General features: G+C 44.0%; 24 protein-coding genes. 19 read left to right on the forward strand and 5 right to left on the reverse strand.

Translation table 11 applies throughout. The features are described 5' to 3' along the window. The 10 genes from ABYB02_RS05030 to rlmM all read left to right on the forward strand — a co-directional run. A partial coding sequence (locus ABYB02_RS05030) for a peptide chain release factor-like protein (protein ID WP_372761364.1) occupies positions 1-326 on the forward strand: 326 nt, incomplete at its 5' end. Between the two features lie 5 nt (positions 327-331). Continuing rightward, complete coding sequence (prmC, locus tag ABYB02_RS05035) at positions 332-1,171, forward strand: peptide chain release factor N(5)-glutamine methyltransferase (protein ID WP_372761365.1); 840 nt, start codon at positions 332-334, stop codon at positions 1,169-1,171. 79 nt (positions 1,172-1,250) lie between these two features. Continuing rightward, positions 1,251-1,625 carry a SirB2 family protein gene (locus ABYB02_RS05040; RefSeq protein WP_372761366.1) on the forward strand — a complete coding sequence of 125 codons (375 nt, stop codon included), beginning with the start codon at positions 1,251-1,253 and terminating at the stop codon, positions 1,623-1,625. A 144-nt stretch (positions 1,626-1,769) separates the two neighbouring features. After that, on the forward strand, positions 1,770-2,603 hold the full coding sequence (locus tag ABYB02_RS05045) for a tetratricopeptide repeat protein (protein WP_372761367.1): 834 nt from the start codon (positions 1,770-1,772) through the stop codon (positions 2,601-2,603). Between the two features lie 14 nt (positions 2,604-2,617). Further along, positions 2,618-3,871, forward strand: a complete 1,254-nt coding sequence (locus ABYB02_RS05050) for a DUF819 domain-containing protein (RefSeq protein WP_372761368.1) — start codon at positions 2,618-2,620, stop codon at positions 3,869-3,871. Between the two features lie 10 nt (positions 3,872-3,881). Continuing rightward, entirely contained in the window at positions 3,882-4,736 is an 855-nt protein-coding gene (kdsA, locus tag ABYB02_RS05055) for a 3-deoxy-8-phosphooctulonate synthase (RefSeq protein WP_372761369.1), read from the forward strand. 114 nt (positions 4,737-4,850) lie between these two features. Beyond that, entirely contained in the window at positions 4,851-5,753 is a 903-nt protein-coding gene (locus tag ABYB02_RS05060) for a transcriptional regulator GcvA (protein WP_372761370.1), read from the forward strand. Position 5,754: 1 nt separating this feature from the next. Next, positions 5,755-6,405 (forward strand): alpha/beta family hydrolase, encoded by a 651-nt coding sequence (locus ABYB02_RS05065; protein WP_372761371.1) that lies wholly within the window; start codon positions 5,755-5,757, stop codon positions 6,403-6,405. A gap of 12 nt (positions 6,406-6,417) precedes the next feature. After that, positions 6,418-6,786 (forward strand): DUF423 domain-containing protein, encoded by a 369-nt coding sequence (locus ABYB02_RS05070; protein WP_372761372.1) that lies wholly within the window; start codon positions 6,418-6,420, stop codon positions 6,784-6,786. A gap of 17 nt (positions 6,787-6,803) precedes the next feature. After that, on the forward strand, positions 6,804-7,889 hold the full coding sequence (gene rlmM / locus ABYB02_RS05075) for a 23S rRNA (cytidine(2498)-2'-O)-methyltransferase RlmM (protein ID WP_372761373.1): 1,086 nt from the start codon (positions 6,804-6,806) through the stop codon (positions 7,887-7,889). Between the two features lie 42 nt (positions 7,890-7,931). Here rlmM and cysZ read toward each other — a convergent pair whose 3' ends face one another. After that, positions 7,932-8,645, reverse strand: a complete 714-nt coding sequence (gene cysZ / locus ABYB02_RS05080; protein ID WP_372761386.1) for a sulfate transporter CysZ — start codon at positions 8,643-8,645, stop codon at positions 7,932-7,934. Positions 8,646-8,996: 351 nt separating this feature from the next. On the opposite strand from cysZ, the gene ABYB02_RS05085 reads away from it, so the two are divergent. Then, positions 8,997-9,350 carry a YkgJ family cysteine cluster protein gene (locus ABYB02_RS05085; protein ID WP_372761387.1) on the forward strand — a complete coding sequence of 118 codons (354 nt, stop codon included), beginning with the start codon at positions 8,997-8,999 and terminating at the stop codon, positions 9,348-9,350. A 561-nt stretch (positions 9,351-9,911) separates the two neighbouring features. Next, positions 9,912-11,477: a BCCT family transporter gene (locus tag ABYB02_RS05090; protein WP_372761374.1), complete on the forward strand. Its 1,566-nt coding sequence runs from the start codon at positions 9,912-9,914 to the stop codon at positions 11,475-11,477. 64 nt (positions 11,478-11,541) lie between these two features. On the opposite strand, the gene ABYB02_RS05095 is transcribed toward ABYB02_RS05090, so the two are convergent. The 3 genes from ABYB02_RS05095 to ABYB02_RS05105 form a co-directional block, all read right to left on the reverse strand. Then, positions 11,542-12,279 (reverse strand): DUF3726 domain-containing protein, encoded by a 738-nt coding sequence (locus ABYB02_RS05095; RefSeq protein WP_372761375.1) that lies wholly within the window; start codon positions 12,277-12,279, stop codon positions 11,542-11,544. A gap of 10 nt (positions 12,280-12,289) precedes the next feature. Continuing rightward, positions 12,290-13,999, reverse strand: a complete 1,710-nt coding sequence (locus ABYB02_RS05100) for a hypothetical protein (RefSeq protein WP_372761376.1) — start codon at positions 13,997-13,999, stop codon at positions 12,290-12,292. A gap of 360 nt (positions 14,000-14,359) precedes the next feature. Next, positions 14,360-15,259 carry a LysR substrate-binding domain-containing protein gene (locus tag ABYB02_RS05105; protein WP_372761377.1) on the reverse strand — a complete coding sequence of 300 codons (900 nt, stop codon included), beginning with the start codon at positions 15,257-15,259 and terminating at the stop codon, positions 14,360-14,362. Between the two features lie 93 nt (positions 15,260-15,352). Here ABYB02_RS05105 and ABYB02_RS05110 point away from each other — a divergent pair, with 93 nt between their 5' ends. The 5 genes from ABYB02_RS05110 (at position 15,353) to ABYB02_RS05130 (ending at position 21,285) form a co-directional block, all read left to right on the forward strand. Beyond that, positions 15,353-16,798: an aldehyde dehydrogenase family protein gene (locus ABYB02_RS05110; RefSeq protein WP_372761378.1), complete on the forward strand. Its 1,446-nt coding sequence runs from the start codon at positions 15,353-15,355 to the stop codon at positions 16,796-16,798. A gap of 14 nt (positions 16,799-16,812) precedes the next feature. Continuing rightward, positions 16,813-17,805 carry a dipeptidase gene (locus ABYB02_RS05115; protein WP_372761379.1) on the forward strand — a complete coding sequence of 331 codons (993 nt, stop codon included), beginning with the start codon at positions 16,813-16,815 and terminating at the stop codon, positions 17,803-17,805. A gap of 79 nt (positions 17,806-17,884) precedes the next feature. Continuing rightward, positions 17,885-19,444 carry a BCCT family transporter gene (locus ABYB02_RS05120; protein WP_372761380.1) on the forward strand — a complete coding sequence of 520 codons (1,560 nt, stop codon included), beginning with the start codon at positions 17,885-17,887 and terminating at the stop codon, positions 19,442-19,444. 127 nt (positions 19,445-19,571) lie between these two features. Next, positions 19,572-19,946, forward strand: coding sequence for a RidA family protein (locus tag ABYB02_RS05125; protein ID WP_372761381.1), 375 nt, complete (start codon positions 19,572-19,574; stop codon positions 19,944-19,946). Between the two features lie 91 nt (positions 19,947-20,037). Further along, the gene (locus tag ABYB02_RS05130) at positions 20,038-21,285 is read left to right on the forward strand and encodes an MFS transporter (protein ID WP_372761382.1); all 1,248 of its coding nucleotides are present in this window, start codon (positions 20,038-20,040) and stop codon (positions 21,283-21,285) included. A 9-nt stretch (positions 21,286-21,294) separates the two neighbouring features. On the opposite strand, the gene ABYB02_RS05135 is transcribed toward ABYB02_RS05130, so the two are convergent. Next, positions 21,295-22,026: a sulfite exporter TauE/SafE family protein gene (locus ABYB02_RS05135; RefSeq protein ID WP_372761383.1), complete on the reverse strand. Its 732-nt coding sequence runs from the start codon at positions 22,024-22,026 to the stop codon at positions 21,295-21,297. A 375-nt stretch (positions 22,027-22,401) separates the two neighbouring features. On the opposite strand from ABYB02_RS05135, the gene ABYB02_RS05140 reads away from it, so the two are divergent. Beyond that, the gene (locus ABYB02_RS05140; protein WP_372761384.1) at positions 22,402-23,469 is read left to right on the forward strand and encodes a porin; all 1,068 of its coding nucleotides are present in this window, start codon (positions 22,402-22,404) and stop codon (positions 23,467-23,469) included. A gap of 1,435 nt (positions 23,470-24,904) precedes the next feature. After that, the coding region (speA, locus tag ABYB02_RS05145; RefSeq protein WP_372761385.1) for a biosynthetic arginine decarboxylase at positions 24,905-26,214 on the forward strand (1,310 nt) is incomplete at its 3' end.

Genomic DNA, 26,214 nt, shown 5'->3' on the forward strand with positions numbered 1-26,214 from the left:
GGGTGGTTGTTGAGTGTCAAGATCAGCGTTCGCAACATAAAAACCGTGCTAAAGCGATGTCGGTACTTGCCGCGCGCTTGCAACAAGCTGAAGACGAAAAACGCCATGCAGCAGAAGCGTCTGAGCGTCGTAATTTAGTCGGCAGTGGCGACCGCTCTGAGCGTATTCGTACCTACAACTACCCGCAAGGGCGCATTACCGATCACCGCATTAACTTAACCCTGTACCGCTTAAACGAAGTGGTGGCTGGTGATTTAGGCTGTATTATTGAGCCATTAATGCAAGAGTATCAGGCTGATTTACTCGCTGCGATGGGCGACGAGTAATTACCGTGACCCACACCCTCGAACAAGCCATTGCTGCTGGCGCTAAATTATTAGCCGCTAGCAGCGATAGCGCTAAATTAGACGCCCAAGTTTTACTACTGAACATTCTGCAAAAACCACACAGTTATTTATTTACTTGGCCAGAACAAGCACTTAGCCTCGAACAACAACAGCAATTTGAGCAGCATTGCCAACGCCGTTTACAAGGCGAGCCCGTCGCTCATATCACCGGGCAGCGTGAGTTTTGGAGTTTGTCGCTTGAGGTCAACGCCACTACGCTCATTCCGCGCCCCGACACCGAAACCTTGGTTGAACAAGCGCTGCAAATGCCGGTGCCCGACACCGCCAAAGTGCTCGATTTAGGCACCGGCACCGGGGCTATTGCGTTAGCACTGGGCAGCGAAATGCCCAACTGGCAGATCACTGCGGTTGATCGCGTCAAAGACGCAGTTGCCTTGGCTACTCGCAATCAGCAGCGCTTAGCGATTAATAACGTGCAAGTTAAACAAAGTAATTGGTTTAGCGCACTTAGCGGCGAAACGTTTGATTTAATTGTAACTAATCCACCGTATATCGAGCCAACTGATATTCACCTAAAGCAAGGCGATGTGCGTTTTGAACCGCTGTCTGCTTTGGTTGCAGAGGATGATGGCATGGCTGATATTAAACAAATAATTACGCAATCACGTGACTATTTACAGCCGAAAGGTTACCTTTTAATCGAACATGGTTTTGCACAAGGTGCAGCCGTTCGCCAGTTTTTTAAGCAAATGCAGTTTGTAAACATAAGCACAGTGCAAGACTTAGCGAATAACGACCGCGTAACCTTAGCGCAATGGCCGTAAATAGTGAGTACAGAACCCCTGTTATAACTTATTACGAGCTGATAAATAACATCATTTAACTAATAGAAGTATAAAAATTATGGATTATTTGGCAATAAAACACTCACATATGGCGATTGCGATGTTGAGTATTATTTTATTTTATGTGCGTTCATTTTCGCGCATCGGTAGCGGCAAGTTAGCTAAAAATAAATTACTATTTATTGGCAGCCACAGTATCGATACCTTGCTACTGGTGTCGGCTATTGTATTAATGGCGGTGGCTAAAATTAACCCGTTTGAGCAAAGCTGGTTACTGGAAAAAATAGTGCTGGTGGTTATTTATATTGCTGTGGGTATTATCAGCGCTAAGCAAACTAACACGGTGGCAAAAATTGCACTAACAGTGCTTAATACCGTGGTTATATTAGCCATAGGTTACTTAGCAACCGCAAAGTCAGCCCTGCTGTTATAACCCGCAGTGTTATTTGAGCTTGATGCTTTTGCATTAAGCTCAAGCCTTTCTATCGATTACTTCGCATTCTCCCCTTGCTATATTGGTATCTAGCTTAAAAAGTAGGTAAACTACGTGTTCGTTTTCTAGAATGTTGTAGTATGAATGACCACCCTCGGGTTTAATGAACACGATGACTCTTATTTTGATGAAGTGTACGACGAGTTTATGCCAGCGGCTATTTATCGTTGTATTAAAGCGGAATCTCAATGGGACCCTCAAATAGATTTAACGCCAAGTTACCAAGCGCTAGCCAGCTTTGAGCAGCAAATAGATGATTTATGCCAGCAAGTTAGCGATGATCACGCACGTTTAGATACACTATTAGACCGCTTTTATAGTGAGTGGCTATTTAGTGCGTCAGGCTTAAAAGTACCAGAGTATAAGTTAAACTGTTTAAGCTATACCTTAACGATGCGCAGTGGCTCCCCCACAACATTGGCTATTTTACTATGCCACTTTTTACAGCACGCCAAACTAGATGCCAGTGTTAGTATTACCCAAGGCGAGATTGGCGTACATGTCGCAATGAGCGAAGAAGAAGGCTATACCATTGAGCCCACCAGTGGCCAACAAAGTTGGTATATCGTGCCGGAAAACGTGGATGAAGAAAATGCCCAAGAGCAAGAGCCGCTTGAGCTTATTTTTGATGAAGAAGTGTATAAATTATTTTTAGCGCAGCAAAAGTGGTCGTTTATTAGTGAAAATAAATTTGGTCATGCGTTACACTGCGTCGAAATGCTGTTGGCACTGTTAGGCGGCGACGACCCCTATGAACGTCGCGACAGAGGCTATTTACTTAATCAGTTAGGTTGTCCGAAAATGGCCCGCGATGATCTACAGTTTTTTGTTGATGAGTGCCCAGACGATCCTGCTATTGAGATTATTCAGCATCAAATAGAAGAATTAGAAGACAATAATAATAAAACTCACCATTAATAATAGGAACAACTATGGTCGCAAGCCAAACTGCTTTAATTACCAATGATGCCGTGGTACTGGGGTTACTCGCTGTTATTTTAGGGTTTATTTTTAAAACCTCACACAGTCAAAACCGCACATTAAAAGCGTTTTATAAATATGTACCTGCGCTGCTACTGTGCTATTTTTTACCCTCGTTATTAAATACATTTGGTATTGTTGATGGCAGTGGCTCAAATGTGTATTACGTGGCCTCGCGCTATTTACTGCCCGCGTGTTTAATATTGCTAACCATAAGTATTGATTTAAAGGCAATTTTAAATTTAGGCCCGAAAGCGTTAATCATGTTTTTAACTGGCACCACAGGTATTGTGATTGGCGGCCCATTAGCGATACTGATTATGAGTGCGGTGTACCCCGAAGCTGTCGGTGGCCATGGCCCCGATGCAGTATGGCGCGGTATGACCACCATAGCAGGGAGTTGGATTGGCGGGGGGGCGAATCAAGCCTCAATGAAAGAGATGTTTGAAGTGGGGGGCGATATTTTTTCGGCCATGGTTACGGTGGATGTCATCGTTGCTAACTTATGGATGGCAGTGTTATTACTGATGGCTGCCAACCATAAAGCCATTGATGCTAAAACCGGTGCCGACACCAGTGCGATAGAAGATCTTAAGCAGCGGGTTGAAAAGTACCACGCAGAGCATGCCCGCATGCCTACACTGAACGATTACATGATGATTATTGCCATCGCTTTTGGTATTACCGGTTTAGCCCACTTTTGCGCAGACTTTTTAGGCCCTTACTTTGGCGCTAACTTCCCATGGGCACAAGAGTACAGTTTAAATAGTAAATTTTTCTGGCTGATCGTCATTTCAACCACTATCGGTATTAGCTTATCGTTTACCAAAGTACGTCACATAGAAGCATTTGGCGCCTCAAAAGTAGCATCTAGTTTCTTATATATTTTGGTGGCGTCGATTGGTTTACATATGAATATAACCGCCATTTTTGACTCGCCAATGTATTTTGTGGTTGGTGCTATTTGGATGATCACCCACGCAAGTTTAATGCTAATTGTGGCAAAATTGATTAAAGCGCCATTGTTTTATATGGCTGTAGGCTCACAAGCTAACGTAGGTGGTGCGGCATCTGCACCTGTGGTGGCGGCTGCATTTCATCCGTCGTTGGCACCGGTGGGGGTATTATTAGCGGTATTGGGTTACGGTGTAGGTACTTATATGGCTTATATTTGTGGATTAATGATGCAAGCAGTTGCACCATAAGGAATTTAAAATGAATAACCAAATTATTAATATTAACAACATTGAACTGGCAAACAACAAACCGTTTGTGCTGTTTGGTGGTATGAACGTACTGGAATCGCGCGACTTAGCCATGCGTATTGCAGAGCACTACGTGGAAGTGACGACAAAACTAAATATTCCTTATGTATTTAAAGCCTCGTTTGATAAAGCAAACCGCTCATCAATCAACTCTTACCGTGGCCCCGGCATGGAAGAAGGCTTAAAGATATTTGAAGAGATCAAAAACACCTTTAATATTCCATTAATTACGGATGTACACGAACCGCATCAAGCCGCGCCGGTGGCAGAAGTGGTCGATGTCATTCAGTTACCGGCATTTTTAGCTCGCCAAACCGACTTGGTAGTGGCGATGGCAAAAACCGGTGCGATTATTAATGTGAAAAAACCACAATTTTTAGCACCCCATGAAATGCGCCATATTATTACTAAGTTTACCGATGCGGGAAATAACAATGTGGCATTGTGCGAACGTGGTTCAAGCTTTGGTTATAACAACCTAGTGGTAGACATGCTTGGCATGGACGACATGAAAGCGATGGCGCCGGTTATTTTTGATGCCACGCATGCACTGCAGCGCCCGGGTGGCCGCGCCGATTCAGCCGATGGCCGTCGCGCACAAGCGGCAGAGCTGGCTCGCAGCGGTATGGCATTAGGCATTGCAGGGTTATTCATTGAAGCGCACCCTAACCCTAACGAAGCTAAATGTGACGGCCCTTGTGCGTTAGCGCTCAGCAAGTTAGAAGGTTACTTAGCGCAAATGAAAGCGGTAGACGATTTAGTAAAAAGCTTTGCGCCACTTGATACCAGCGCCAGCGACTTATAATTAAGCAGCTTAAATAGAAGCTGATACGTTAAAAAAGCGACTTCAGTCGCTTTTTTTATGCATGGAATATATAATCTCAGCGCATAAGAAAAACTAATTCCAAGCGTGGTTATCATGTCAAGACGAGTACCCCCATTAAACGCGCTTAAAGCGTTTGAAGCCGCCGCACGCCACTTAAGCTTTACTAAGGCCGCAGAAGAGTTGTATGTAACGCAAGCTGCTGTTAGCCATCAAATAAAAACATTAGAAGATCACTTAGGGCTAAAGTTATTTATTCGTAAAAATCGCTCGCTGCTGCTTACCGAAGAAGGCCAAGGGTATTTTCTTGATATAAAAGAAGTATTCACGCAACTAATCGATGCCACCGAAAAATTATTAGCACGCGGGGCAAAGGGGTCGTTAACGGTGAGTTTAACACCAAGCTTTGCGATCCAATGGTTAGTGCCGCGCTTGAGTTTATTTAACGAATTACACCCCGACATTGATGTGCGCATTAAGGCGCAAGATCAAGATGAAAACTCGTTAAGCGACGATGTGGATGTGGCGATATATTATGGCCGCGGCCATTGGAGTGGCGTCCAAGCGTATAAACTACATACCGAATATTTAGTGCCTTTGTGTAGCCCATTGCTATTAAATGGGCCACGGCCGCTTAATCAACCCAGTGATTTAGCGCAGCATACATTACTGCACGACACCACGCGTAAAAACTGGAAAACGTGGATGAAAACCGCAGGGGTGCGTAATGTACAAGTAAATCAAGGCCCGATATTTAGCCACTCATCGATGGTGTTACAAGCGGCAGTGCATGGCCAAGGCGTTGCCATTGGTAATAGCGTATTAGCTAAGCCCGACATCGACGCAGGACGCTTAGTTATTCCGTTTAGCCACAGCCTAGAAAGTAAAAATGCGTATTACTTAGTGCTGCGCGAATCACAAACCGAGCTGGGTAAAATTGTTTCCTTTAAAGAATGGATGCTCAGTTTAGTAGAGCAAGAACAAGAGCAAGATTATTAATATGGCGATACAGTGGATCAAAAGTCGCCAGCAACCGGCGCTGGCACAGTTTATTTTTGCCCATGGCGCAGGCGCGGGTAGTGAGTCTGAATTTATGCAAAACATGGCACAGTTGATTAGCGAGCAGGGCATAGATGTAGGATTATTTGACTTTGAATACATGCAAATAGCGAAACAAACCAATAAGCGTAGGCCCCCTGAGCGGGCGCCTAAATTATTGGCTTATTACGAACAGGTAATTAGTCAGGCGCAACCCGCGTTACCGTTATTTATTGGCGGCAAGTCGATGGGCGGGCGCATGGCCTCAATGTTAGCGTGCACCAGTGAGCAGCCTATTTTAGCGGTGTTGGCTTTTGGCTACCCGTTTCACCCGCCAGGCAAACCAGAAAAATTGCGTACCGATCATTTTGCCGATATCCCGTGTCCGTTTTTAGTATTACAAGGTGAGCGCGACAGCTTTGGTACGCGCGAAGAGTTAGCCACTATGGCAATGCCGAAACAGCCCCAGTACAGCTGGCTTCCCGATGGCGACCACTCGTTAAAACCACGCAAAAAAAGTGGCATTACCGAGGCGCAAAATCGTGCCGCGGCAGCGCTCAGTGCCAGTCGTTTTATACAAGCGATTGTAAATAAATCAACCACTGAAAATTAATTAGGATAAGCGATGATCAAACTATTTTTAATGGCGGGTAGCGTGTTTTGTATGTTGTCGGTGGTGTTAGGTGCGTTTGCCGCGCACGGTTTAAAAAGCCGATTGAGCGATTACTCTCTCGGGGTGTTTAACACGGCCGCTGAGTATCAAATGGTGCATGGCTTAGCCTTGTTAGCCGTAGCAGTGTTAATGAAGTGGGGGCTAAACCTCACGTGGGCAGGGGGCTTTTTTATTCTAGGCACCGTGCTGTTTAGTGGCAGTTTGTATTTACTGGCAGTCACTGGCATGAAATGGCTTGGGCCCATCACTCCGTTGGGTGGACTATGCTTTATTATTGGTTGGATAATTATTTTGGTGCAAGTTGCACGGTTTAAGTTTTAAAGAATTTAAGGGTTTTTATGTCAAGTGTGGTGATTTACTGTCGCAGTGGTTTTGAAAATGATGCTGCTGCTGAAATTACGTTTCATGCAGCTGAGCAAGGGTTTGCCGGGTATGTTAAAGCAAAACCAAATACCGGTTATGTTATTTATGAATGTTTTGACGCCCAGCATAGCGACGAAATAATCAAAAAAGTTGATTTTAAAAATATGGTGTTTGCCCGCCAATGGTTTGCCGGATCGTTAATCGAAAATATGCCGGTAGAAGATAGAGTAGGCGCCGTTGTTGACGCTGCGAAAGACTTTACCTTGTGCTCAGAGCTGCGTGTAGAAACCCCCGACACTAACGAAGGCAAAGAGCTATTAACCTTTTGTAAAAAAATATCCACGCCACTGAAAAAGGCGCTGGAAAAACGTAATATTGTGCTGCGCGAGCCTAAAGCAAATCGCCCGGTCATGCATGTGTTATTTTTAGCTAATAACAGCGCTTATGTAGGGTATTCGTACAGCTATAATAATTCGCCGTTTTTTATGGGTATTTTACGTTTACGTATGCCCAGCGATGCACCGAGCCGCTCTACATTAAAACTCGATGAAGCGTTTAACGTATTTATTCCTGAGCAACAACGTGAGTCGCGAGTACAAGCGGGGATGCGTGGCGTTGATTTAGGTGCCTGCCCCGGTGGCTGGACCTACCAACTCGTTCGTCGTGGTATGTTTGTCAGCGCCATAGACAACGGCCCTATGAACAGCGATTTAATGGAAACAGGGCAAGTTAAGCACTTTAGAGCCGATGGTTTTAAATACCGCCCAGAGAAGCGCAACATTACTTGGTTGGTTTGTGACATGGTAGAAAAACCGACGAAAGTGACTAACTTAATGATTGATTGGGCGGTTAATGCCTATGCTAAAGAGCTGATCTTCAATTTAAAACTGCCAATGAAAAAACGCTTTGACAGTGTGTATGAATGTTTAACTATGATCAGAGCTGAGCTCGATAAATACGGCATCAGTTATGAACTCCAAGCAAAGCATTTGTACCATGACCGCGAAGAAGTGACGGTGCACTTAAATGTCACCAAAGTACCACAGAGTTTATACAGTTAATGATGATATAAAATGGGCCTGATGGCCCATTTTTTTGAGGTGTTATTGATTACGGTATTGGCTGCGAAAGTTATCCACCCATAATCGAGTTGCTCCACACACTGCCACCGGCATGACAATTAGATTTATAAATGGGATCGCTGAAAGCAACATAACTGCAAAGCCAAAGCCGTAAGATAACCCTTGCTTACTTTGTAGGTCATGTTTCATTTGTTTAAAGCTGATTTTGTGATTATCAAAGGCGTAATCTTGGTATTGCACGGTAAACATCCAGCACGAAAACAACACCCACAATACCTGCCCAATCACCGGTAATACCCACAGCAAAATAAAAAAACCAATGGCGCGGGGTAAATAATAACAAAGTTTGGTCCATTCACGGCCCAGCATGCGCGGTACATCTTTGAATAACTCGGCTAGGCCATCATCATTAATTTTTTGCCCAGTTAAATGCAGCTCGACTTTTTCGCTCAATACGCCATTAAACGGCGCGGCAATAAAATTGGTGATCACGGTAAATAACATACTGTAGCTAAATAACACGATAAACAGCGCTATCGGCCACATTAACCACTCTAACCAGCTCAACCACTCGGGTAGCATAGTGCTAATGTAGCTAAAGCTGTCATTCAACCAGCCAAATAAAAACCACAATGAACTCCCAAAAAGGACAATATTTATCAGTAGCGGAATAAACACAAACCGCTTTAAGCCTTTTTGGCTAATTAATTTAAACCCAGAAAAAAAATATTCCATACCGTGGATGATCTGCACAGACACCTCAAAAACGATTTACAACTGACGTTAGTATAAATAGCTGAGCCATTTTGAACAGTGTTTTTAAGTAACAAAGTGTTTTAATCACTAAGTTACCTAAAAGCAGTGAAACATACGTTAAGCAGTCGCGCCACTGATAACGCACTGCCGCTAAGTGAAATTAATCAAAGCGAGCTTTAACAGGTGCTATGGGGTGATTAAATGCTAACTATACTTGCTTATCATCAGAGCAAACGCGTAACATAGTTAATTGCGGCTTTGCTTTACTGGCTATGTGGCTGTGATTATGAATCATTTACTAAGGGATGAGGGTTATTAATGTTAGATAAAATGCACAAGAACCAAGAAATAATTTTGCACTTACGCGCCAATATTCCCAGCTTTGAATGCGTAAAAGGCTGCCATGACTGCTGTGGACCGGTTACCACTTCGTCAGAAGAAATGTCGCGCTTACCAAGAAAAACAGCCGCCGAGCATGAAGCCGCGTTAAATGAGTTTAACTGTGTGCATTTAGGCCCAAATGGCTGCACTGTGTATGACGAACGGCCGTTGATTTGCCGTTTGTTTGGCACCACACCACGCATGCCGTGCCCTAACGATCGCCGCCCCAAGCAACCGGTTGCTGCAAACATTGAGCGTGCAGTCCATCAGTTCATCGCCAATACACGTCAAGTACTGGTTTAAATAGCAAAGCGCTTTGTTGTATTTGTTACTGTTGTTGTGGTGGCACAACAATAATCTACTACGCTTAACTTACTTAGCAAAGTGCAGCACGCAGTGTATTTAACGCGGTATCTACTGAAAATCACTATAACTATTATCAGTACATATTAAATTTAATTGCTGACTTACACTCAGGTTGCACTGTGTGTTTTGTCATAATTAACCAATTCGCCTGCACATCATGCGTGTAAAGCTATTGGTTTATAAGGTGAAGTTGATTTCAGCTAGGTCATGTTTTATATTTGTTTACCAGTTAAGTCCCGTGTAAATATAGTTTTGCCATTGTGTAATCTAACAATAAATCATTAGAGTACCGTTGGTTTAGCGAAGTGAACAGGGTAAAATATTAAAAAAATTGGCAGTTAAGATATTTGTTATGGCATTTTCTGAACTCGAAATTAAGCATTATCAACAGTGGGTTAATGGTTTTAATTCGCAGCGCATCATTGTGGAATTTCGTACTTAGAGTGGGTGTTATGGTATGTCGCTATGTCGATAACTAAAATCCATTAGGAGACGTTAATGAGCAGCACTGAAGCAACAAAACAACAGCAACATGAGCCCCCTTCAGGCTCGGCTATCAAAGGGTTAGCTGGAGTTGATATACCGGTATTTTTAATTAGTGGTGGTATTTTAGTGCTGTTTGCAGCGCTGGCACTGTATGACATTGATCTCATGTCAGGCTGGATTGACACCGCCTTTGCATTTTCGACCAAAACTTTCGGTGCCTTTTGGCAAATCCTGCTGCTACTCACGTTTGTTATTGGTATCTATTTAGCCATAGGCCGCACCGGAAGAGTGGTGTTAGGCGGCATAAAAACCCCAGAAATAACCACCTTCAAGTGGATCTCTATTATTATGTGTACACTGCTGGCGGGAGGCGGTGTATTTTGGGCAGGGGCTGAGCCAATGGCGCACTTTGTGTCACCGCCACCGCACTTTGGTGGTGAAACCGGCACCACAGAAGCGGCGTATAATGCGCTGGCACAAAGCTTTATGCATTGGGGCTTTTTAGCTTGGGCTATCTTAGGCAGCCTAACCGGCATAGTGTATATGCACTTACACTACGAAAAAGGCCTACCACTTAAACCGCGCACCTTGTTATACCCAGTGTTTGGCGATCGTGTGATGAAAGGCGCATTTGGCGCTATTGTCGATTCATGCTGCGTTATTGCTGTGGTTGCAGGCACGGTAGGGCCTATCGGCTTTTTAGGCCTACAAGTGAGTTTTGGTCTGGAAAAACTCTTTGCGATACCTGACACCTATACTACTCAAGTGGTTATTCTATTTAGCTTAATTGTGCTTTACACGCTCTCTGCAGTGAGTGGTGTAACCAAGGGCATACAAATGCTCAGTCGCTTTAACGTGATCCTTGCTGTGGCGTTAATGCTGTTTATTCTAGTGATGGGGCCCAGCGCGTTTATTATTGATAGTTACATTCATTCGTTTGGACTGTATTTAGATAACTTTATTCCCATGGCGACTTTTCGCGGTGACACCGCATGGTTAGATTGGTGGACGGTATTTTTCTGGGGCTGGTTTTTAGGCTATGGGCCACTGATGGCGATGTTTGTGGCGCGTATTTCCCGTGGCCGCACCATTCGTGAAATGATTATGCTGATCTCAATTATTGCGCCAGTGATCACCTGTTTTTGGTTTACTATTGTAGGTGGCTCAGGAATATTTTTTGAATTGGCAAATCCTGGGGTGATCTCAGAACCCTTTACCGGTTTCGATTTACCTGCGGCATTACTTGCCATTACCGAGCAACTACCGATGGGCTTTGTGATTTCGGTGCTGTTTTTAATTTTAACCACTATTTTTGTTGCCACCACCGGTGATTCAATGACTTATTCAGTGTCTATGGTCATGACTGGCACCGATCACCCACAAACGCCCATTAGAGTGTTTTGGGGTATTATGATGGGCATTATGGCGGCAATTTTAATTTCCATTGGCTCAGGCGGTATCAGCGCATTGCAATCGTTTATTGTGGTGACCGCGGTGCCAGTGTCGTTAATTTTATTACCGTCATTATGGACGGCGCCTAAAATGGCGAAAAAAATGGCCGATGAACAAGGTTTATAATTTATCGCCTTTATAATGAAATAAAGCTTGATTGCCGAGCTGGGCAATCAAGCTTATTTAACAGCTAGCGCCCGCCGGCATCGAGCCGCGAACGCTCGGTATTTTCTACCAACACACCTGCCCCTAAGTGATTTATTTTTTGCCAAATTGCGTCATCGATTTCGATGCCATTTTCAACTGAATGATTTTTGTTGCGCTCAATTTTTTCAGCACTAATGGTGTGGCTATCATCACTTTGCAGTGAGGTGGTTAAATCAACCCTGGAGCTACAAATAATGGTCAGTGCTTGTTTGTCTTCGTCTGTGGTGGTGAGGTTAGTCACCGCACAGCTGTAGCTTGGGTAGCGACGGCCAGACAAAATAGCGGCAGTATGCTCGGTAACCACATCACTGCCATTTTTCCAGTACGCCGCCGCGCTGATACCACGGCGTCCGCGATCGGTTAAGGCTTTTAACACAAACATACGATTATGACAGTTATGCACCGTCACGGTGGCAATACCGGTTTCCAGCGCTTTAGCATGGGCCAGATCAACGGCGGCGGCAATACAATTAAGCGCGCTGCGATTGTGCGCATCAATAATTGCCGAGGTGCTGTCTTCATACACCACATTACTCAGTGGTTTATCTGCGTCGTCACAAATATACGGCAGCGCGTGTTTCAGCTCTTTTAACCCATTCAAACCATGCTTTTCCAGCCAGAGCACCATATTGGCGGCATCTTCATGGTTACCAACAAAGTAACCACTGGCTTCAAAGCAACGACGCAGCGCTGCTTTAAATTCATTCATAGAAATATTCACAGTGTACTCCTTATTGTTTTGGCGTGAGTGGCATAAACCAGTCATCATTAAACGGTTTGCCAATATCCTCCAGTAACGGGGCACCTTGAAACATGGTATTTCTTACCCATAACCGTGAACGTGGATCAAACTTACTGACACCAAAAAAAGCCAGTTTGCAGCGTAATAAATGGATCGGCAATACGTTTTTGTCGAGTAAATTAGCTTGAATATCGCCATACTTACAGCGGCTCATGCTCTGAATGCGGCGCACAATACCGCGCAGTTTAGGGTGGGCCACCATAAAGCGCGCAGTAATATGATCGGGTTGCGTGAGCATATATTCACACAATATGCTGTGACAGCGACTGACCGCAAAGGCCACTGCCAATGCCATGGCTTTCTTTTTGCCCTCTACATCGGCGATACTGCCCAGCCGCGGTTCCATTTTCTCTTCAGAGCGATACCAATACGTTTCCCGCGCTCCGGCTGCGCTAAAATCGATTGCGAGTGCCCAATCGTATTGCTGTTCAATTAATTGTTTTAATTCGTTAAGCGGCATCAGCGGATCTAAGTCTAAAAAGTCATCTGCGCAATGATAATCTTCTAATTCGTCCACCAGCTCAGGGTACAGCTCCAGCATAATAGACACGAGCATCTCTTGCCCTTGTAACGAGCAATGCTGCTCACTGTAGGCAATCAGGGCATCCCAACTACTAAAGTCATTGCTTACCTGCGTTTGCAGTTTTTCCATATCGGCAACCACCACTTTATTTTGTGCGGTTTGTCGCTCGTCTTCGGTAATGGTTTCGCGCACATACTGCACTGCACGGGTGATTAACTCGTGTACTTGCGGCTGAGTATATTTGTTAATCGCACCTAAGGCTCTGACTCGAGCAAGTGCCAATTCGCGCATTGATATCCATTGGTTTATCAGCAGTGGGTGGTTTACCAAATATGGCGCCATGCCTAATCCGGTGGAGTTACCAATACCAAAATAACGTTTAATGTCATGGCGCATAGCCGTAAACGTAGCCGGATTGCGGTGCCGGGCAATATGCTCCACTTGCAACAAACTAAAATTGCGTAGCATAAAACAGACAAACATTTCACTGGCAAAGGGGCGGGCAAAATCCGGGTACTTTTGTTTTACTTTTTCCCAATCGGCCATACCTAATTTACCACTGCCATACACCGCCGTGGTGCGGTATAGATAGCCAACTTCGGCAATTTTTGCGACCTCGGGTTGTTGCCCGTTCGCCAGTTGCTCAACAACATAGTTAAAGTTACGGGCACTGCGATTAGCACGCGATAATACAAATACGCGCGAGTCAACGCGGCCAGCTTCTTGTTTTGGTACGTTTTGATATAACTGGGATACGTATTCGGGGGTGACTGTGCCTTCAACCAGTGCCATGCTCAAATCCCACTTGGTGGCTATGACGCGGTCGTTTCGCTCTTCTGGAAGCAATAACTCAGAAAAGAGTACAAAGCTAAACACACCATTAGGGGCGTGTATTTCGTAAACCACTCTACCAAGCCCTTGCTCGTTTAAGTCAAATGTGGCCAGTTCTATTTTCCAGCGCTCACGAAAAATTCGCCGTACTAAGGTACGCATAAAGCTAAGCCGACTTTGGTGCAAAGAGCCTAACCTTTCTAGTTTCATCACTTGACTGGCTGGGCGAAGTGGCAGTGCGTTATCGCCCCAAAGTGAAGCGTGAATATCGGCATGTTTAGTCATGGTAATGCTCTCTTATTATACCATTTGAGTACGTGTGACTAACGACACAAAGTGCCGACTGTGGGCAAGCGCGAGTCGGGCAGCAATGAGCAATAGTTGGTACTCTTCGTGGTGCAATTTTACAGGTGGCGCTATTTTTGACTTATCGCTTGCATAAGTACAAGTCAAAAAACTCTATCTATCGATAAGTAAAACTTATCATTGCGGCTGTTTCTATACGTTGATTGCCGTCTTTATATATTAAAATTGTTAGCGATGTAAAATTATAGTGCTAATTTCAAAGGAGGGAATGTGTGGTTGCTCACCCCCTACATACAGCTGGAGGTGAGAGTAAGCGCTGCTATTTTGCTGTTGCCACAGTTACTGCTGTGCTGCGCCGTGTTTTAAAATGTAGTCAGTTAACGCCTGGGCTGCAGGGGCAAGCGATTTATTTTTTAGTTGTACTAAGCCAACTTCCCGTACCACATGGGGTGTTTTCAGCGGAATAAAACACAAGGTAGTATTATGCTGTGGAAAGGCAAAACGCGGCAACGTGGTAATACCTATGTTTGTTTCTAACATCGCAATGAGCGAGAGCATATTAGAAATATAAAACTGTGAGTTGGCGAGCAATGGCTCGGCGGCGGTTTTTTTCAGTAACCGTGTAGTACCGTTACTAATAAAGCGTTGCTGCTTCAGCTGATGCCAATGCAGCTCTGTGGCTGTTGCCAGCGCATTGTCTTTGTGGCACACCACGCCAATCTCATCTTGCCAAATGGGTGTAAACATCACGTTGTCGTGTTCGTGCTCGGCGCTAAGACTGGCAATACCTAAATCAACTTGTTGTTTTTCTACTTTTTTTAATACCGTATCTGAGTTGTCGTCGTAAATACTAATATGTAGATCAGGTAAGTCGGCAACAAACTTCGCCAGTAAGTTGGGCAGTATTCTACATCCCACCGATGGCACCGACGCCAGCCGTAAATGACCTGTTTTATGTTGTCGCATTAGTACCATGTCTTGCGAAATACTATCGTGGTGGGCGAGTAATTCTTTTGCTTTGGGTAAAAAGCTTCTGCCAAACGGGGTAAGCTCAGTGAGGGTACTTTTGGTACTGCGTTTTTCAAAAACGTCGGCTCCTAATTTATTTTCAAGGTCTCTTATGGATAAAGAGATGGCCGGTTGTGTCCGACATGCTTTTTGCGCAGCGTAATGAAAGCCTTTTAATTCAGCCACCCAGACGAAATGTCGCAGCTGGGTAATTTTAAATTCAGGTAGCACGATAAGTTTTCCTTATCAAAGTATATTAATTATTAATTTTAGTTATTAGAGCATGGTTCTTATACTGAATCCAATTATTTAATGGAGGTATTTATGTCATCAAATTCAGTGTTTCAAAATTACATCGCAGGCCAATGGGTAGACGGTACAAGTGCAATCGAAAATATTAGCCCAGCCGATTTAAGCGATACCATAGGACATTACGCCCAAGCAGATAAAGCACAAACCGAAGCGGCGATTGACGCTGCTGTGGCGGGGCAACTTGAATGGCAAAAAAGTGGCCTTGAAGAGCGTTACCGCGTGTTAATGGCGATTGGTGATGAACTGATTGCCCGTAAAGACGAGTTAGGCAAGTTACTGGCCCGTGAAGAAGGGAAAACATTGGCAGAAGGCGTGGGTGAAACGTACCGCTCAGGGCAGTTTTTTCATTATTACGCAGCAGAAGTCTTACGCCAAATGGGCGAAACGGCTGATTCTGTGCGCCCTGGGGTTGAAATTGAAACCCGCAGAGAGCCAGTGGGTGTGGTGGGCATTATCACGCCGTGGAACTTTCCAACGGCGACCGGCGCATGGAAAATTGCCCCAGCATTGGCATTTGGTAACGCCATTGTTTTTAAACCTGCTAATCAAGTACCGGCCAGTGCCTGGGCATTAACTGAGATTATTTCTCGTCAAGGGTTACCAGCGGGCACCTTTAACCTTGTAATGGGGCCGGGTGCTGAAGTCGGTGACCTACTGATTAACTCTAAAAAAATTAACGCTCTGACCTTTACCGGCTCACTGGAAACTGGGCGTAAAGTGGCGGTAGCAACGGCGGCGAATTTAGTGAAATGTCAGCTTGAAATGGGCAGTAAAAATGCCTTAATCGTGCTTGACGATGCCGACTTAGATAACGCTGTTGAATGTGCCGTGGGCGGGGCTTTTTTTGGTACCGGGCAAAAATGCACGGCGTCTTCACGCTTAATTGTGACCGAAGGAATTCATGATCGCTTTGTTGATGCGGTAATAAAACGCATGGAGCAGCTGGTGGTGGGTCATCCACTGCGTGAAGGCGTGCATATTGGTGCGGTTGCCGATGGCCGTCAAATGGAGCAAAACTTAAAGTATTTACAAATCGCAAAAGACGAAGGCGCTACGCTTGCCATTGGTGGCGAGGTGATCACCGAAGAAACCGAAGGTTATTACCTAAAACCTGCGCTATTTATTAATACCACCAATGATATGACCATCAACCGCGAAGAAGCATTTGCGCCGATTGCCTGTGTGATCAAAGTAAAAGATTACGAACAAGCATTAGCCACACTCAACGACACTAACTATGGCTTAACGGGCGGTATTTGTACTCAATCACTTAAATACGCTAACGACTTTAAACGTCGTGCTCAAACCGGGTGTGTAATGGTTAACTTACCCACCGCAGGCACCGACTATCATGTTCCGTTTGGTGGCCGTAAGGAGTCAAGCTTTGGTGCGCGCGAGCAAGGCACGTACGCGAAAGAGTTTTACACCATAGTTAAAACGACTTACATCCGTTCATAATTTAAGGAGTCATTATGCATAACAAACTTATTGTCATCGATGGTCTGCAGTACTCCAACTGGAATAGGACTATTTTTGAACAGCTTAAAAGTGGTGGCGTAACTATGGTGCATGTAACCATCGTTTACCATGAACAAATCCGTGAAACATTATTACGTATCGCCCAATGGAACCGCCTGTTTGAAATGCATAATGACCTCATTATGCCGGTGAAGAGTGCCGACGATATTCACCTTGCTAAACAGTTAGGCAAGGTGGGGATTATGTTTGGGGCGCAAAATTGTTCAACCATTGAAGATGATATTGGCATGGTGGAGATCATGCGTGAATTAAATTTAATGATCATGCAATTAACTTATAACAACCAAAGCTTATTAGCGTGCGGTTGCTATGAAGCCGTTGATAGTGGGGTTACTCGCTTTGGCCGCCAAGTGATTCAAGAAATGAACCGTGTGGGCATGATTGTTGATATGAGCCACAGTGCTGAGCGCAGTACCTTAGAGGCCATTGAGATTTCACAGCGACCAATTGTAATTTCCCATGCCAACCCTAGCAGCTTTCATGCGGCGAAACGTAACAAGTCAGACACTGTGCTTAAAGCGCTTGGTGAGTCGGGTGGCTTATTAGGTTTTAGCTTATACCCGTTTCATTTGAAAAACGGCCCTGACTGCAGCTTAAGCGACTTTTGCGACATGGTGGCACGTACGGCTGATTTAATGGGCGTAGATCACATTGGTATTGGTACCGATTTATGCCAAGACCAGCCCACCTCCATTTTAGAATGGATGCGTAATGGTCGTTGGTCTAAAGAAATGGATTATGGCGAAGGCTCTAAGTCTGATGCTGATTGGCCGAGGCCGCTATCTTGGTTTAAAGATAGCAGCGATTTTCCCAATATTACGCAGGGGCTTCAGGCGCGGGGGTTTCACGATGACGAAGTGGCAAAAATTATGGGCTTGAATTGGCTGAACTTACTCGACCAAGGATTAAAGCCACAAGACGTATAACCAATTTGGTATAAGGAGCGATATCAAAAACAAGACCCTAATAAATTATCACTAAAAGAGATCCATCAGGAGACGAGAAATGAATACCACCAGCACAACAATAAAACAGGATACGGGTGTACTGCCCGGTAATAAAATTCTGCCTGGGGTAGATATAGCGGTACTATTGATCAGTGGCGGGGTGTTGGTGTTGTTTGCCGCGCTGGCACTTTACGACATCGATTTAATGTCGAATTGGATCAACAGCGCATTTGCATTTGCCACTAAAACCTTTGGCGCCTTTTGGCAAATACTGTTGTTGTCGACCTTTGTTATTGGTTTGATATTAGCGCTAGGGCGTACCGGACGCGTGGTTTTGGGTGGCTTAACAGTGCCTGAAATTTCTACTTTTAAATGGATCTCTATCATAATGTGCACCTTGCTCGCTGGTGGAGGCGTATTTTGGGCAGCGGCTGAGCCGATGGCGCACTTTATTTCACCATCGCCGTATTTTGGCGGTGCAACCGGTACTAAAGACGCCGCTTATAATGCCTTAGCGCAAAGCTTTATGCATTGGGGGTTTTTAGCTTGGGCTATTTTAGGCAGCCTAACCGGCATCGTGTATATGCATTTGCATTATGAAAAAGGCTTGCCGCTCAAACCCCGTACATTACTTTACCCAGTGTTTGGCGATCGAGTCATGACCGGCGCGTTCGGTGCCATTGTTGACTCGTGTTGTGTACTGGCCGTGGTTGCCGGCACAGTCGGGCCAATTGGCTTTTTAGGCCTGCAAGTCAGTTTTGGTCTGGAAAAATTATTTGCAATCCCTGACACCTATGTAACGCAAGTAGTTATTTTATTTAGCTTAATTGCACTGTATACCGTTTCTGCGGTCAGTGGTGTGACTAAAGGTATTCAATTATTGAGTCGCTTTAATGTGATATTAGCGGTGCTCTTAATGCTGTTTATTCTAGTTATGGGGCCGACCGCGTTTATTTTTGATAGCTACATCCACTCGTTCGGTTTGTATATTAATAATTTTGTGCCAATGGCGACATTTCGCGGCGACAGTGCATGGTTAGACTGGTGGACTGTGTTCTTTTGGGGCTGGTTTTTAGGTTATGGCCCACTGATGGCGATGTTTGTGGCGCGCATTTCTCGTGGTCGCACTATTCGTGAAATGATCATCCTGATCTCAGTGATTGCCCCAGTTATAACCTGTTTTTGGTTTACCATAGTAGGTGGCTCAGGCATATTTTTTGAGTTAGCAAACCCAGGCGTTATTTCAGCACCGTTTACGGGCTTTAATTTACCCGCTGCCTTGTTAGCGATTACCGAGCAATTACCGATGGGCTTTGTAATTTCGGTACTGTTTTTAATTTTAACCACTATTTTTGTTGCGACCACCGGTGACTCGATGACCTATTCAGTGTCTATGGTGATGACCGGAACCGATCACCCACACACCTCTATTCGCGTATTTTGGGGCATTATGATGGGGGTGATGGCTGCTATTTTAATTTCCATTGGCTCTGGGGGGATTTCAGCACTACAGTCATTTATTGTGGTGACCGCTGTGCCAGTCTCTTTGGTGCTGCTGCCATCGCTGTGGACAGCCCCGCAAATAGCTAAAAAAATGGCCGATGAGCAAGGCCTGTAACCGTTAATGCCTAGCAGCGCGCGAAACTGCGCTGCTAGCTAGTTATTAGATACCCAGATCGTCAGTTCCAAACAGTGGCTGTTATAGGCTACACAACCAACCATGAGTAATATTACTTAAAATTAAAATGAAAACACCTGTAAAAACTGATTTATTCGCCTCTAAAGCGCCATTAGAGTGGGCAATTATTGCCAATGGCACGTTATCAACTGCGCAAATTCCCATCGATGCACAGGGTAATGTGGTCGATGGAGGCATTGCAGCGCAAGCGCGTCAAACCATGGAAAACTTTAAGCACACCATTGAAGCGGCAGAGCTGACGATGGATGATGTTACCCAAGTACTTATTTATGTAACAGATCGCTCGCAACTAGCTGTTTTTAATAAGGTGTATGCAGAGTACTTTAGCGCGCCTTATCCAAACCGAGCTGCTATGATAGTAGCAGGCTTAGCACGTGAAGAAATGCTGTGTGAAATAGTTGCCTATGCCGCTGTGCCTTAATTGTTTGCAATCAGGCATATATATTAAGCCAGCATTGCGCTGGCTTTTTACGTTTCACCCCATAAATAGCGTCACTCAATAAGGACAAGCCATGCGAGCAACGTATATTTCATTACTGGCGTTATTTTTTAGCTGTTTTATTTTGTTATTAGGTAATGGTTTACTCAACGTATTACTTCCGGTGCGGATGGGGCTCGACGGTGTCAGTATTGACACCATTGGTATGGTGTTGTCGTTATATTTTGTGGGGTTATTAATTGGTGCGCTGTACAGTATTTACTTGATCCGCCGCGTTGGCCACATTCGTATGTTTGCTGGCTGTGTAGCACTGGGCGCCATTAGTGTACTGCTGTACAGTATTTACCCCAGCATTGTTTTACTGGCAATTATGCGCATTATAATTGGCTTTTGTAATGCGTGCGCGTTTACCGCAATGGAAAGTTGGTTAAGTGACAGCTCCACTAAAAAAAACCGCGGTAAAATGCTCGCGGTCTATAACTCTGTGGTGTTATGTGGCTTATTTGGCGGGCAATTCTTTATGGGATTGGCGCAGCCCCAGCAAGCGACTTTATTTGTACTGGTAGGAATACTATTGTGTGCCTCGGTTATTCCGTTGGTATTTAGCCGCCATACAGGGCCGGCGATAAAAGATGTGGCGGCTATGTCGCTATTTGCCTTATACCGTATTTCTCCCTTAGGCGTGGTGACCTGTTTTATTTCGGGACTCATTTATTCTGCCATATTTAATTTACTGCCGGTATTTGCCTTGCAATACAATATAGTGGAGTTTCAACTGTCGCTGTATATGGGGGCCGCTATTTTTGGCGCATTTTTACTGCAGTTTCCGGTAGGGTATTTTTCAGATCGCTACGATAGACGCTCTGTGTTGCTTATTTTACTGTGTATTTCGGTACTGGCCGATATTGCGGTAGTGCAGTTTGTATCACTAAACATGATCCCCGCATTGTTTATAGTTACCGCCCTGACCAGCGGTATTATTGCCTGTACTTACCCGCTGAGTATCTCTGAGGCATTTGACAGATTGAAAAAAACTGAAATGGCAGCTGCCATGGGCAGTATGATTTTAGCGTTTGCTTTAGGGGGCATTATTGGGCCTTATAGCACCTCATTAATGATGAGCCAGTTTGGCGTCAATGCAATGTTTTACTTTATGGCCTTAGTGCAGTTTTTACTGGCGCTGTTTGTCATCTATCGCATGACTAAACGTCAGTCACTACCAAACGATGAGCAAGAAGTGTTTGTGATGCACAGCCCGGCAATTTCGCCCGCGATTGAATTCGATCCGCGTACTGAGCTTGAGCCCGACAATAAGCAATAGTAAAAGCGGTTAAACGGTGTCGTTAGCCACTTGCAGTAGGATCAATAAGCAGGCGGTTAACGACAGCAATGCGGTGGCGGGTTTGAGGTGATGGGCTTTAAAGTATTGCTCTAACCAACCCGTTAATACAAACCCCAGCAACACCGCAGGCATTAATGGCAAGGCTAACTGTAATTGATAATAGCTAAAGTTGCCCGTTATAATTAATAGTATTAACGACACTATTGTAGAGCACAAAAAGAATAAGCTTAATTCAGCTCTTACCGTACACAGCTTACTATTTTGATACACCATGGCAATCGGCGGCCCGCCTATTGATGTCGCCGTGCCAGCCAACCCCGAAAAAAAACCACCAATAAATAAGTTTCGAGCAGAATAACGAATTTGCCAACGGCTATAGGTTAACAGTACGGATACAATAATTAATAGTGAAAATAGCAAGGTAAAAAATACTGGCGGTAACAGCAACAATAACAGTACCGCTAATAATGAGCCAATAAAGCGCCCGCTTAAGGCAACACGAATACTGCCCAGTGCTATATTGCGGTGGTTTTGCAGTGCAGTTAACAAAGAGAGCAGTAGCCCTAGCAATAAAATGGGGGCAGGGATAAACGCCGGCTCTATGAGCACTAATATGGGCGCGGCAATGATGCCTAGGCCAAACCCTAGTAACTTTTGTAACGCAGCCGCTAAAGTAACCGTGAATAAAGCCAGTATTAATAGAATCGGATCGCTCAACATAATAACGCAGAAAATAGGCATAAGTAGATGAATTATCTTTACTTTTTAGCCTCTGGTCGAATTAGTAATTTTTATCATTAGATAATAATAATTACTGCCGCGCTGTGTTATTAAAGTAGGGCAAAATATGACCGTTAAAATTTTTAATTAACAATAAATTCAAGTGGTTATAATATTTATTAGCGGAGGTTATGGCGGCATTAAAAATTACTTATTAGACGATTAAGTTAACTGATTTCACACCCCAAGCAACTCTTCCTATTATCACCGTGCATAAAATAACAAATATTTAACAATAAGCGCAGAGTATCGTGACTACTCAATAAAAACGCGCTGCATGCTTTTAATCACTTCAGACTTTGGGGAATTTACATTATGAAATTAATTACGCGGCTTGCTGTTATTGCCACATTAGCAGCACCACAAATAGCGCAGGCAAACAGTGAGTTATTTAATTGGTATGGCAGTATACGGGTACAATTACAAGACACCAATAAAGGTAAAGTTGAATACAAAGATAATTACTCTCGCTTAGGCGCTTACGGCAGTAGCGAGATTATGCAGGGTGTAAAAGCCACCTATAACGTTGAATTTAGGTTGTTTACTGATGATGGCTCTTTTGCCGGCAGCGATGATAGAGCGCGCCTTGCTAACGTAGGATTAGAAACCGAGTACGGCTCTATATTAATAGGTAAACAATACTCACCGCATTGGAATTTTACCGATAATGCCATTGATATTTTTGCGGATATAGATGAGTCGGCTGGCTGTACTAATGAGCCAACGGGGGTGATTTGTCATACTCACCGTTACGGTTTATGGGCGGTGGATGAGGCGGGTAATGGGCATTATATCGAGTATTTACGTCCCGATCGTGCTGTGACTTTTATGACACCCGATATCAATGGTTTTCAAGCGGCCCTGATGCTGGTCACTAACAATGGCGATGTAAAGGCGAATGCCGCCGGTGATGAGCAAGAAAGCCTAGTCGGCTATAACTTAGCCGCCAAATATACCCTAGGTGCTATTACTGTATCGGCTTCACGTTACGATTTAACCGCCATGGTTGGCGAGAATAAAGTGGATGCAGTGCAAGTGGCATATAACCATGAGCAATTAAGTTTGGCTGCGCGCTTTCAAAGCTCCAGCGACATGCGCTTTTACCAAGGGCTAAACCCCAACGGTGAAATAGTCAAAGAAAAAGTATGGGAAATCTATGCAGGCTACAAAATTGGCAACATGCAATTTCAAGCCACCTATGCCGATGTCGCGATGGATTCGCTGAGTGGTTTAACCGTAGACACAAATCAAGTGATACTCGATGCCATTTATAACCACAAAGCGGGAAGCTTTTACCTTGAATATAGCCTTTGGGGCGATGAGGCTGAACAGGTTTTTGCCGCCACCGACAAATTGTTAATTGGCTACCGATTCGACTTTTAAGCAGGCAGAAAAAAGGGCGCCAATGATTGGCGCCCGGTCAGCGATTACTTAGCTTTTCGTTTTCTAGGTTTTACAACTTCGGTAGTATTCGCTTCTTTTTTTAGTTTTCGTTTTTCTTTTAACGACAACACTGGTTTTTTCATTGCTTTTTTAGACATATCATCACCTTTAAATAAATAACAAATTAATGACTGCTGTTTTTAGTGATACCAAAAACGGTTTAAACAATATCAATCGGCTATTCACCTCCTAGGGTTGTTAACTATATACCTGAATTAACGGTAAATTATTAGCGTTAAAGTACAATATGGCGCACTTCCTTCTATCACTAAGCCAAGTGATCCATGCTTGACTTGAGCGTAAGTAGCCTGTTTTTTGCACTTTTTAGCGTGGTTAATGAGCGTGTAGGTCATTAACTGTGCCACTAAATATATTTACCGTTAGCGTTGTGCTAATACCAGCAGTGCCTAACCCATGAGCACTGATTAGTGCTTACGCCTTTCTTTTCTTTCTTGGTTTTGCAACTTCGGTGGTATTAGCTGCTTTTTTTAACTTACGTTTTTCTTTTAACGACAACACTGGTTTTTTCATTTCATTCTTAGACATATCATCACCTATTAATAAATAACAAATTAATTACTTCTAATTTAAAGTTTAAGAAACAATATCAATCAGCTATTCACCTCCTTTAATAAGATTAAATAATGACAACTCTTCGTTTCTTCAATTCATTGGGTAAACGACAGCCGATTATTGTTACGCTGTTAAATAACCAGGCTTGAAAGAGCGGGTTGTAAAATATAGCCATCATTAACCGCACGCTAATAACTCGACAAAAGCGCAGTGTAAACGGCCTCAATTAAAAATTAATTTAAAAATGTAGTAATAAGCTGGTGAAACAGCTGGGCGCAGAGTAGCGCCCGCTTAAGCGGGGAATTTTAGGGCGAAGCTCCCTAAACAAATAATGTAATTAAATAAAAAAATATGTGTTTTCATGGCTTCAATATAGCAGCTTAATTAATAACTTCAAGCCTACTCAAGCGCTTTAATGAAAGATTTAAATCAGCGCTGAAATAACCACAGATTTACCTTTGCAATTAGCGCAATTTAACGAGCTTAATATTTAACTTACTGTTTAGTAGGGTTTTATTTTTGGTGTTGTTTACTGTGTGATTATACTCTAAAAGGCAGGCTGTTAATTATTACTGCATCATCTAGAACGCCAATCAGTATAAATTGTAGTACTCACGTACAGCGCGTATTTAATTGTTAGCCATCACCTTGGACTATTTTGAACGGCTAACAATATTGGTTAATTTTTAACATTAAAAATTACTCGTTACGAGTAAAAATACTTGTTGGACTTGAATCGCTATTTTCCTTTTAATGCGCGCAATTAGCCAATGCGGCATTCCTAAATAAAAGAGAAAGATAAATGAAAGAAACAACATCACTAGAACAAGCTCGCACGAGCTACAATGTTCGTCATTGGAGCCAAGGTTTTTTTGGTATTAATGAAAATGGTGATGTCTATGTTGCCCCTAAAGCTGATGCGCCAGAGCAAACTATTGCCCTGACCGAGATTGCCAAGCAACTTGAAGATAAAGGCTTGAGCTTACCGGCGCTGGTGCGTTTTCCGCAGATATTACATCATCGCGTGCACAGCTTATGTGCGGCATTTAATACCGCGATTGCAGATTACGGCTACCCAAAAGATTACTTGTTAGTTTACCCTATTAAAGTAAACCAACAACGTGAAGTGGTTGAAGAAATTGTTGCCAGCCAAGCGCAAGTAGAAAAAAAGCAATTGGGTTTAGAAGCGGGCAGCAAGCCAGAGTTATTAACCGTACTAGCGCTGGCCGAAAAAACCAGTGCCGTGATTGTATGTAACGGTTACAAAGATAAAGAATACGTGCGTTTAGCATTAATAGGCGAAAAGTTAGGCCACAAAGTATACATAGTGCTGGAAAAATTGTCTGAGCTTGACATGGTGCTAAGCCAAGCAAAAGCGCTTAATGTAAAACCACGCATTGGTATTCGCGTGCGTTTAGCGTCGCAAGGTAAAGGTAAGTGGCAAGCAAGTGGTGGTGAAAAGTCTAAGTTTGGTTTATCGGCATCGCAAGTGTTACATGTTGTAAACCGCTTAAAGCAAACCGATCAACTTGACTTAGTGCAGCTGGTACATTTTCACTTAGGCTCGCAAATGGCGAATATTCGTGATGTGCGTTTAGGTGTAAGCGAAGCAGCCCGCTTTTATTGTGAATTACGTAAATTAGGTGCAGCAATCGAGTGCCTTGATGTGGGTGGTGGCTTAGCGATTGATTATGACGGTACCCGCAGCCAGTCGCACAACTCGATGAATTATAGCTTAGCTGAATATGCAAACAATATTGTCTACACCATAGGTGATATTTGTAAGCAGTACGAGCAGCCGTTTCCAACTATCATTTCGGAGTCGGGGCGAGCGTTAACTGCGCACCACGCAGTGCTTATTTCTAACGTTATTGGTACTGAAAGTTATGCACCTGAAGATATAACCGCACCGGCTGACAATGCGCCCCAATTATTAAAAAATATGTGGATGTCGTGGCAGCAATTGCACGTACTTACGGATGATCGTGCGTTAATTGAAATTTATCACGATAGCCAGGGCGATTTAGCCGAAGCCCATAGCCAATTCGCCATGGGGCTATTAAACCTTGAGCAACGTGCCTGGGCCGAGCAAACAAATTTACGCGTGTGTTA

Origin of the sequence: Pseudoalteromonas sp. (assembly GCF_041613455.1) — a bacterium.
Classification (GTDB): Bacteria; Pseudomonadota; Gammaproteobacteria; order Enterobacterales; family Alteromonadaceae; genus Pseudoalteromonas.

What these genes read in the sequence shown, in the direction of transcription:
- ABYB02_RS05100 (WP_372761376.1), bottom strand. Translation starts at nt 13,999, where the DNA reads ATGACTAAACATGCCGATATTCACGCTTCACTTTGGGGCGATAACGCA.
- ABYB02_RS05085 (WP_372761387.1), top strand. Translation starts at nt 8,997, where the DNA reads ATGCACAAGAACCAAGAAATAATTTTGCACTTACGCGCCAATATTCCC.
- ABYB02_RS05130 (WP_372761382.1), top strand. Translation starts at nt 20,038, where the DNA reads ATGCGAGCAACGTATATTTCATTACTGGCGTTATTTTTTAGCTGTTTT.
- ABYB02_RS05045 (WP_372761367.1), top strand. Translation starts at nt 1,770, where the DNA reads ATGACCACCCTCGGGTTTAATGAACACGATGACTCTTATTTTGATGAA.
- rlmM (WP_372761373.1), top strand. Translation starts at nt 6,804, where the DNA reads ATGTCAAGTGTGGTGATTTACTGTCGCAGTGGTTTTGAAAATGATGCT.
- ABYB02_RS05040 (WP_372761366.1), top strand. Translation starts at nt 1,251, where the DNA reads ATGGATTATTTGGCAATAAAACACTCACATATGGCGATTGCGATGTTG.
- ABYB02_RS05065 (WP_372761371.1), top strand. Translation starts at nt 5,755, where the DNA reads ATGGCGATACAGTGGATCAAAAGTCGCCAGCAACCGGCGCTGGCACAG.
- ABYB02_RS05070 (WP_372761372.1), top strand. Translation starts at nt 6,418, where the DNA reads ATGATCAAACTATTTTTAATGGCGGGTAGCGTGTTTTGTATGTTGTCG.
- ABYB02_RS05060 (WP_372761370.1), top strand. Translation starts at nt 4,851, where the DNA reads ATGTCAAGACGAGTACCCCCATTAAACGCGCTTAAAGCGTTTGAAGCC.
- ABYB02_RS05120 (WP_372761380.1), top strand. Translation starts at nt 17,885, where the DNA reads ATGAATACCACCAGCACAACAATAAAACAGGATACGGGTGTACTGCCC.
- ABYB02_RS05090 (WP_372761374.1), top strand. Translation starts at nt 9,912, where the DNA reads ATGAGCAGCACTGAAGCAACAAAACAACAGCAACATGAGCCCCCTTCA.
- ABYB02_RS05125 (WP_372761381.1), top strand. Translation starts at nt 19,572, where the DNA reads ATGAAAACACCTGTAAAAACTGATTTATTCGCCTCTAAAGCGCCATTA.
- kdsA (WP_372761369.1), top strand. Translation starts at nt 3,882, where the DNA reads ATGAATAACCAAATTATTAATATTAACAACATTGAACTGGCAAACAAC.
- ABYB02_RS05115 (WP_372761379.1), top strand. Translation starts at nt 16,813, where the DNA reads ATGCATAACAAACTTATTGTCATCGATGGTCTGCAGTACTCCAACTGG.
- ABYB02_RS05110 (WP_372761378.1), top strand. Translation starts at nt 15,353, where the DNA reads ATGTCATCAAATTCAGTGTTTCAAAATTACATCGCAGGCCAATGGGTA.
- ABYB02_RS05050 (WP_372761368.1), top strand. Translation starts at nt 2,618, where the DNA reads ATGGTCGCAAGCCAAACTGCTTTAATTACCAATGATGCCGTGGTACTG.
- cysZ (WP_372761386.1), bottom strand. Translation starts at nt 8,645, where the DNA reads ATGGAATATTTTTTTTCTGGGTTTAAATTAATTAGCCAAAAAGGCTTA.
- ABYB02_RS05140 (WP_372761384.1), top strand. Translation starts at nt 22,402, where the DNA reads ATGAAATTAATTACGCGGCTTGCTGTTATTGCCACATTAGCAGCACCA.
- ABYB02_RS05135 (WP_372761383.1), bottom strand. Translation starts at nt 22,026, where the DNA reads ATGTTGAGCGATCCGATTCTATTAATACTGGCTTTATTCACGGTTACT.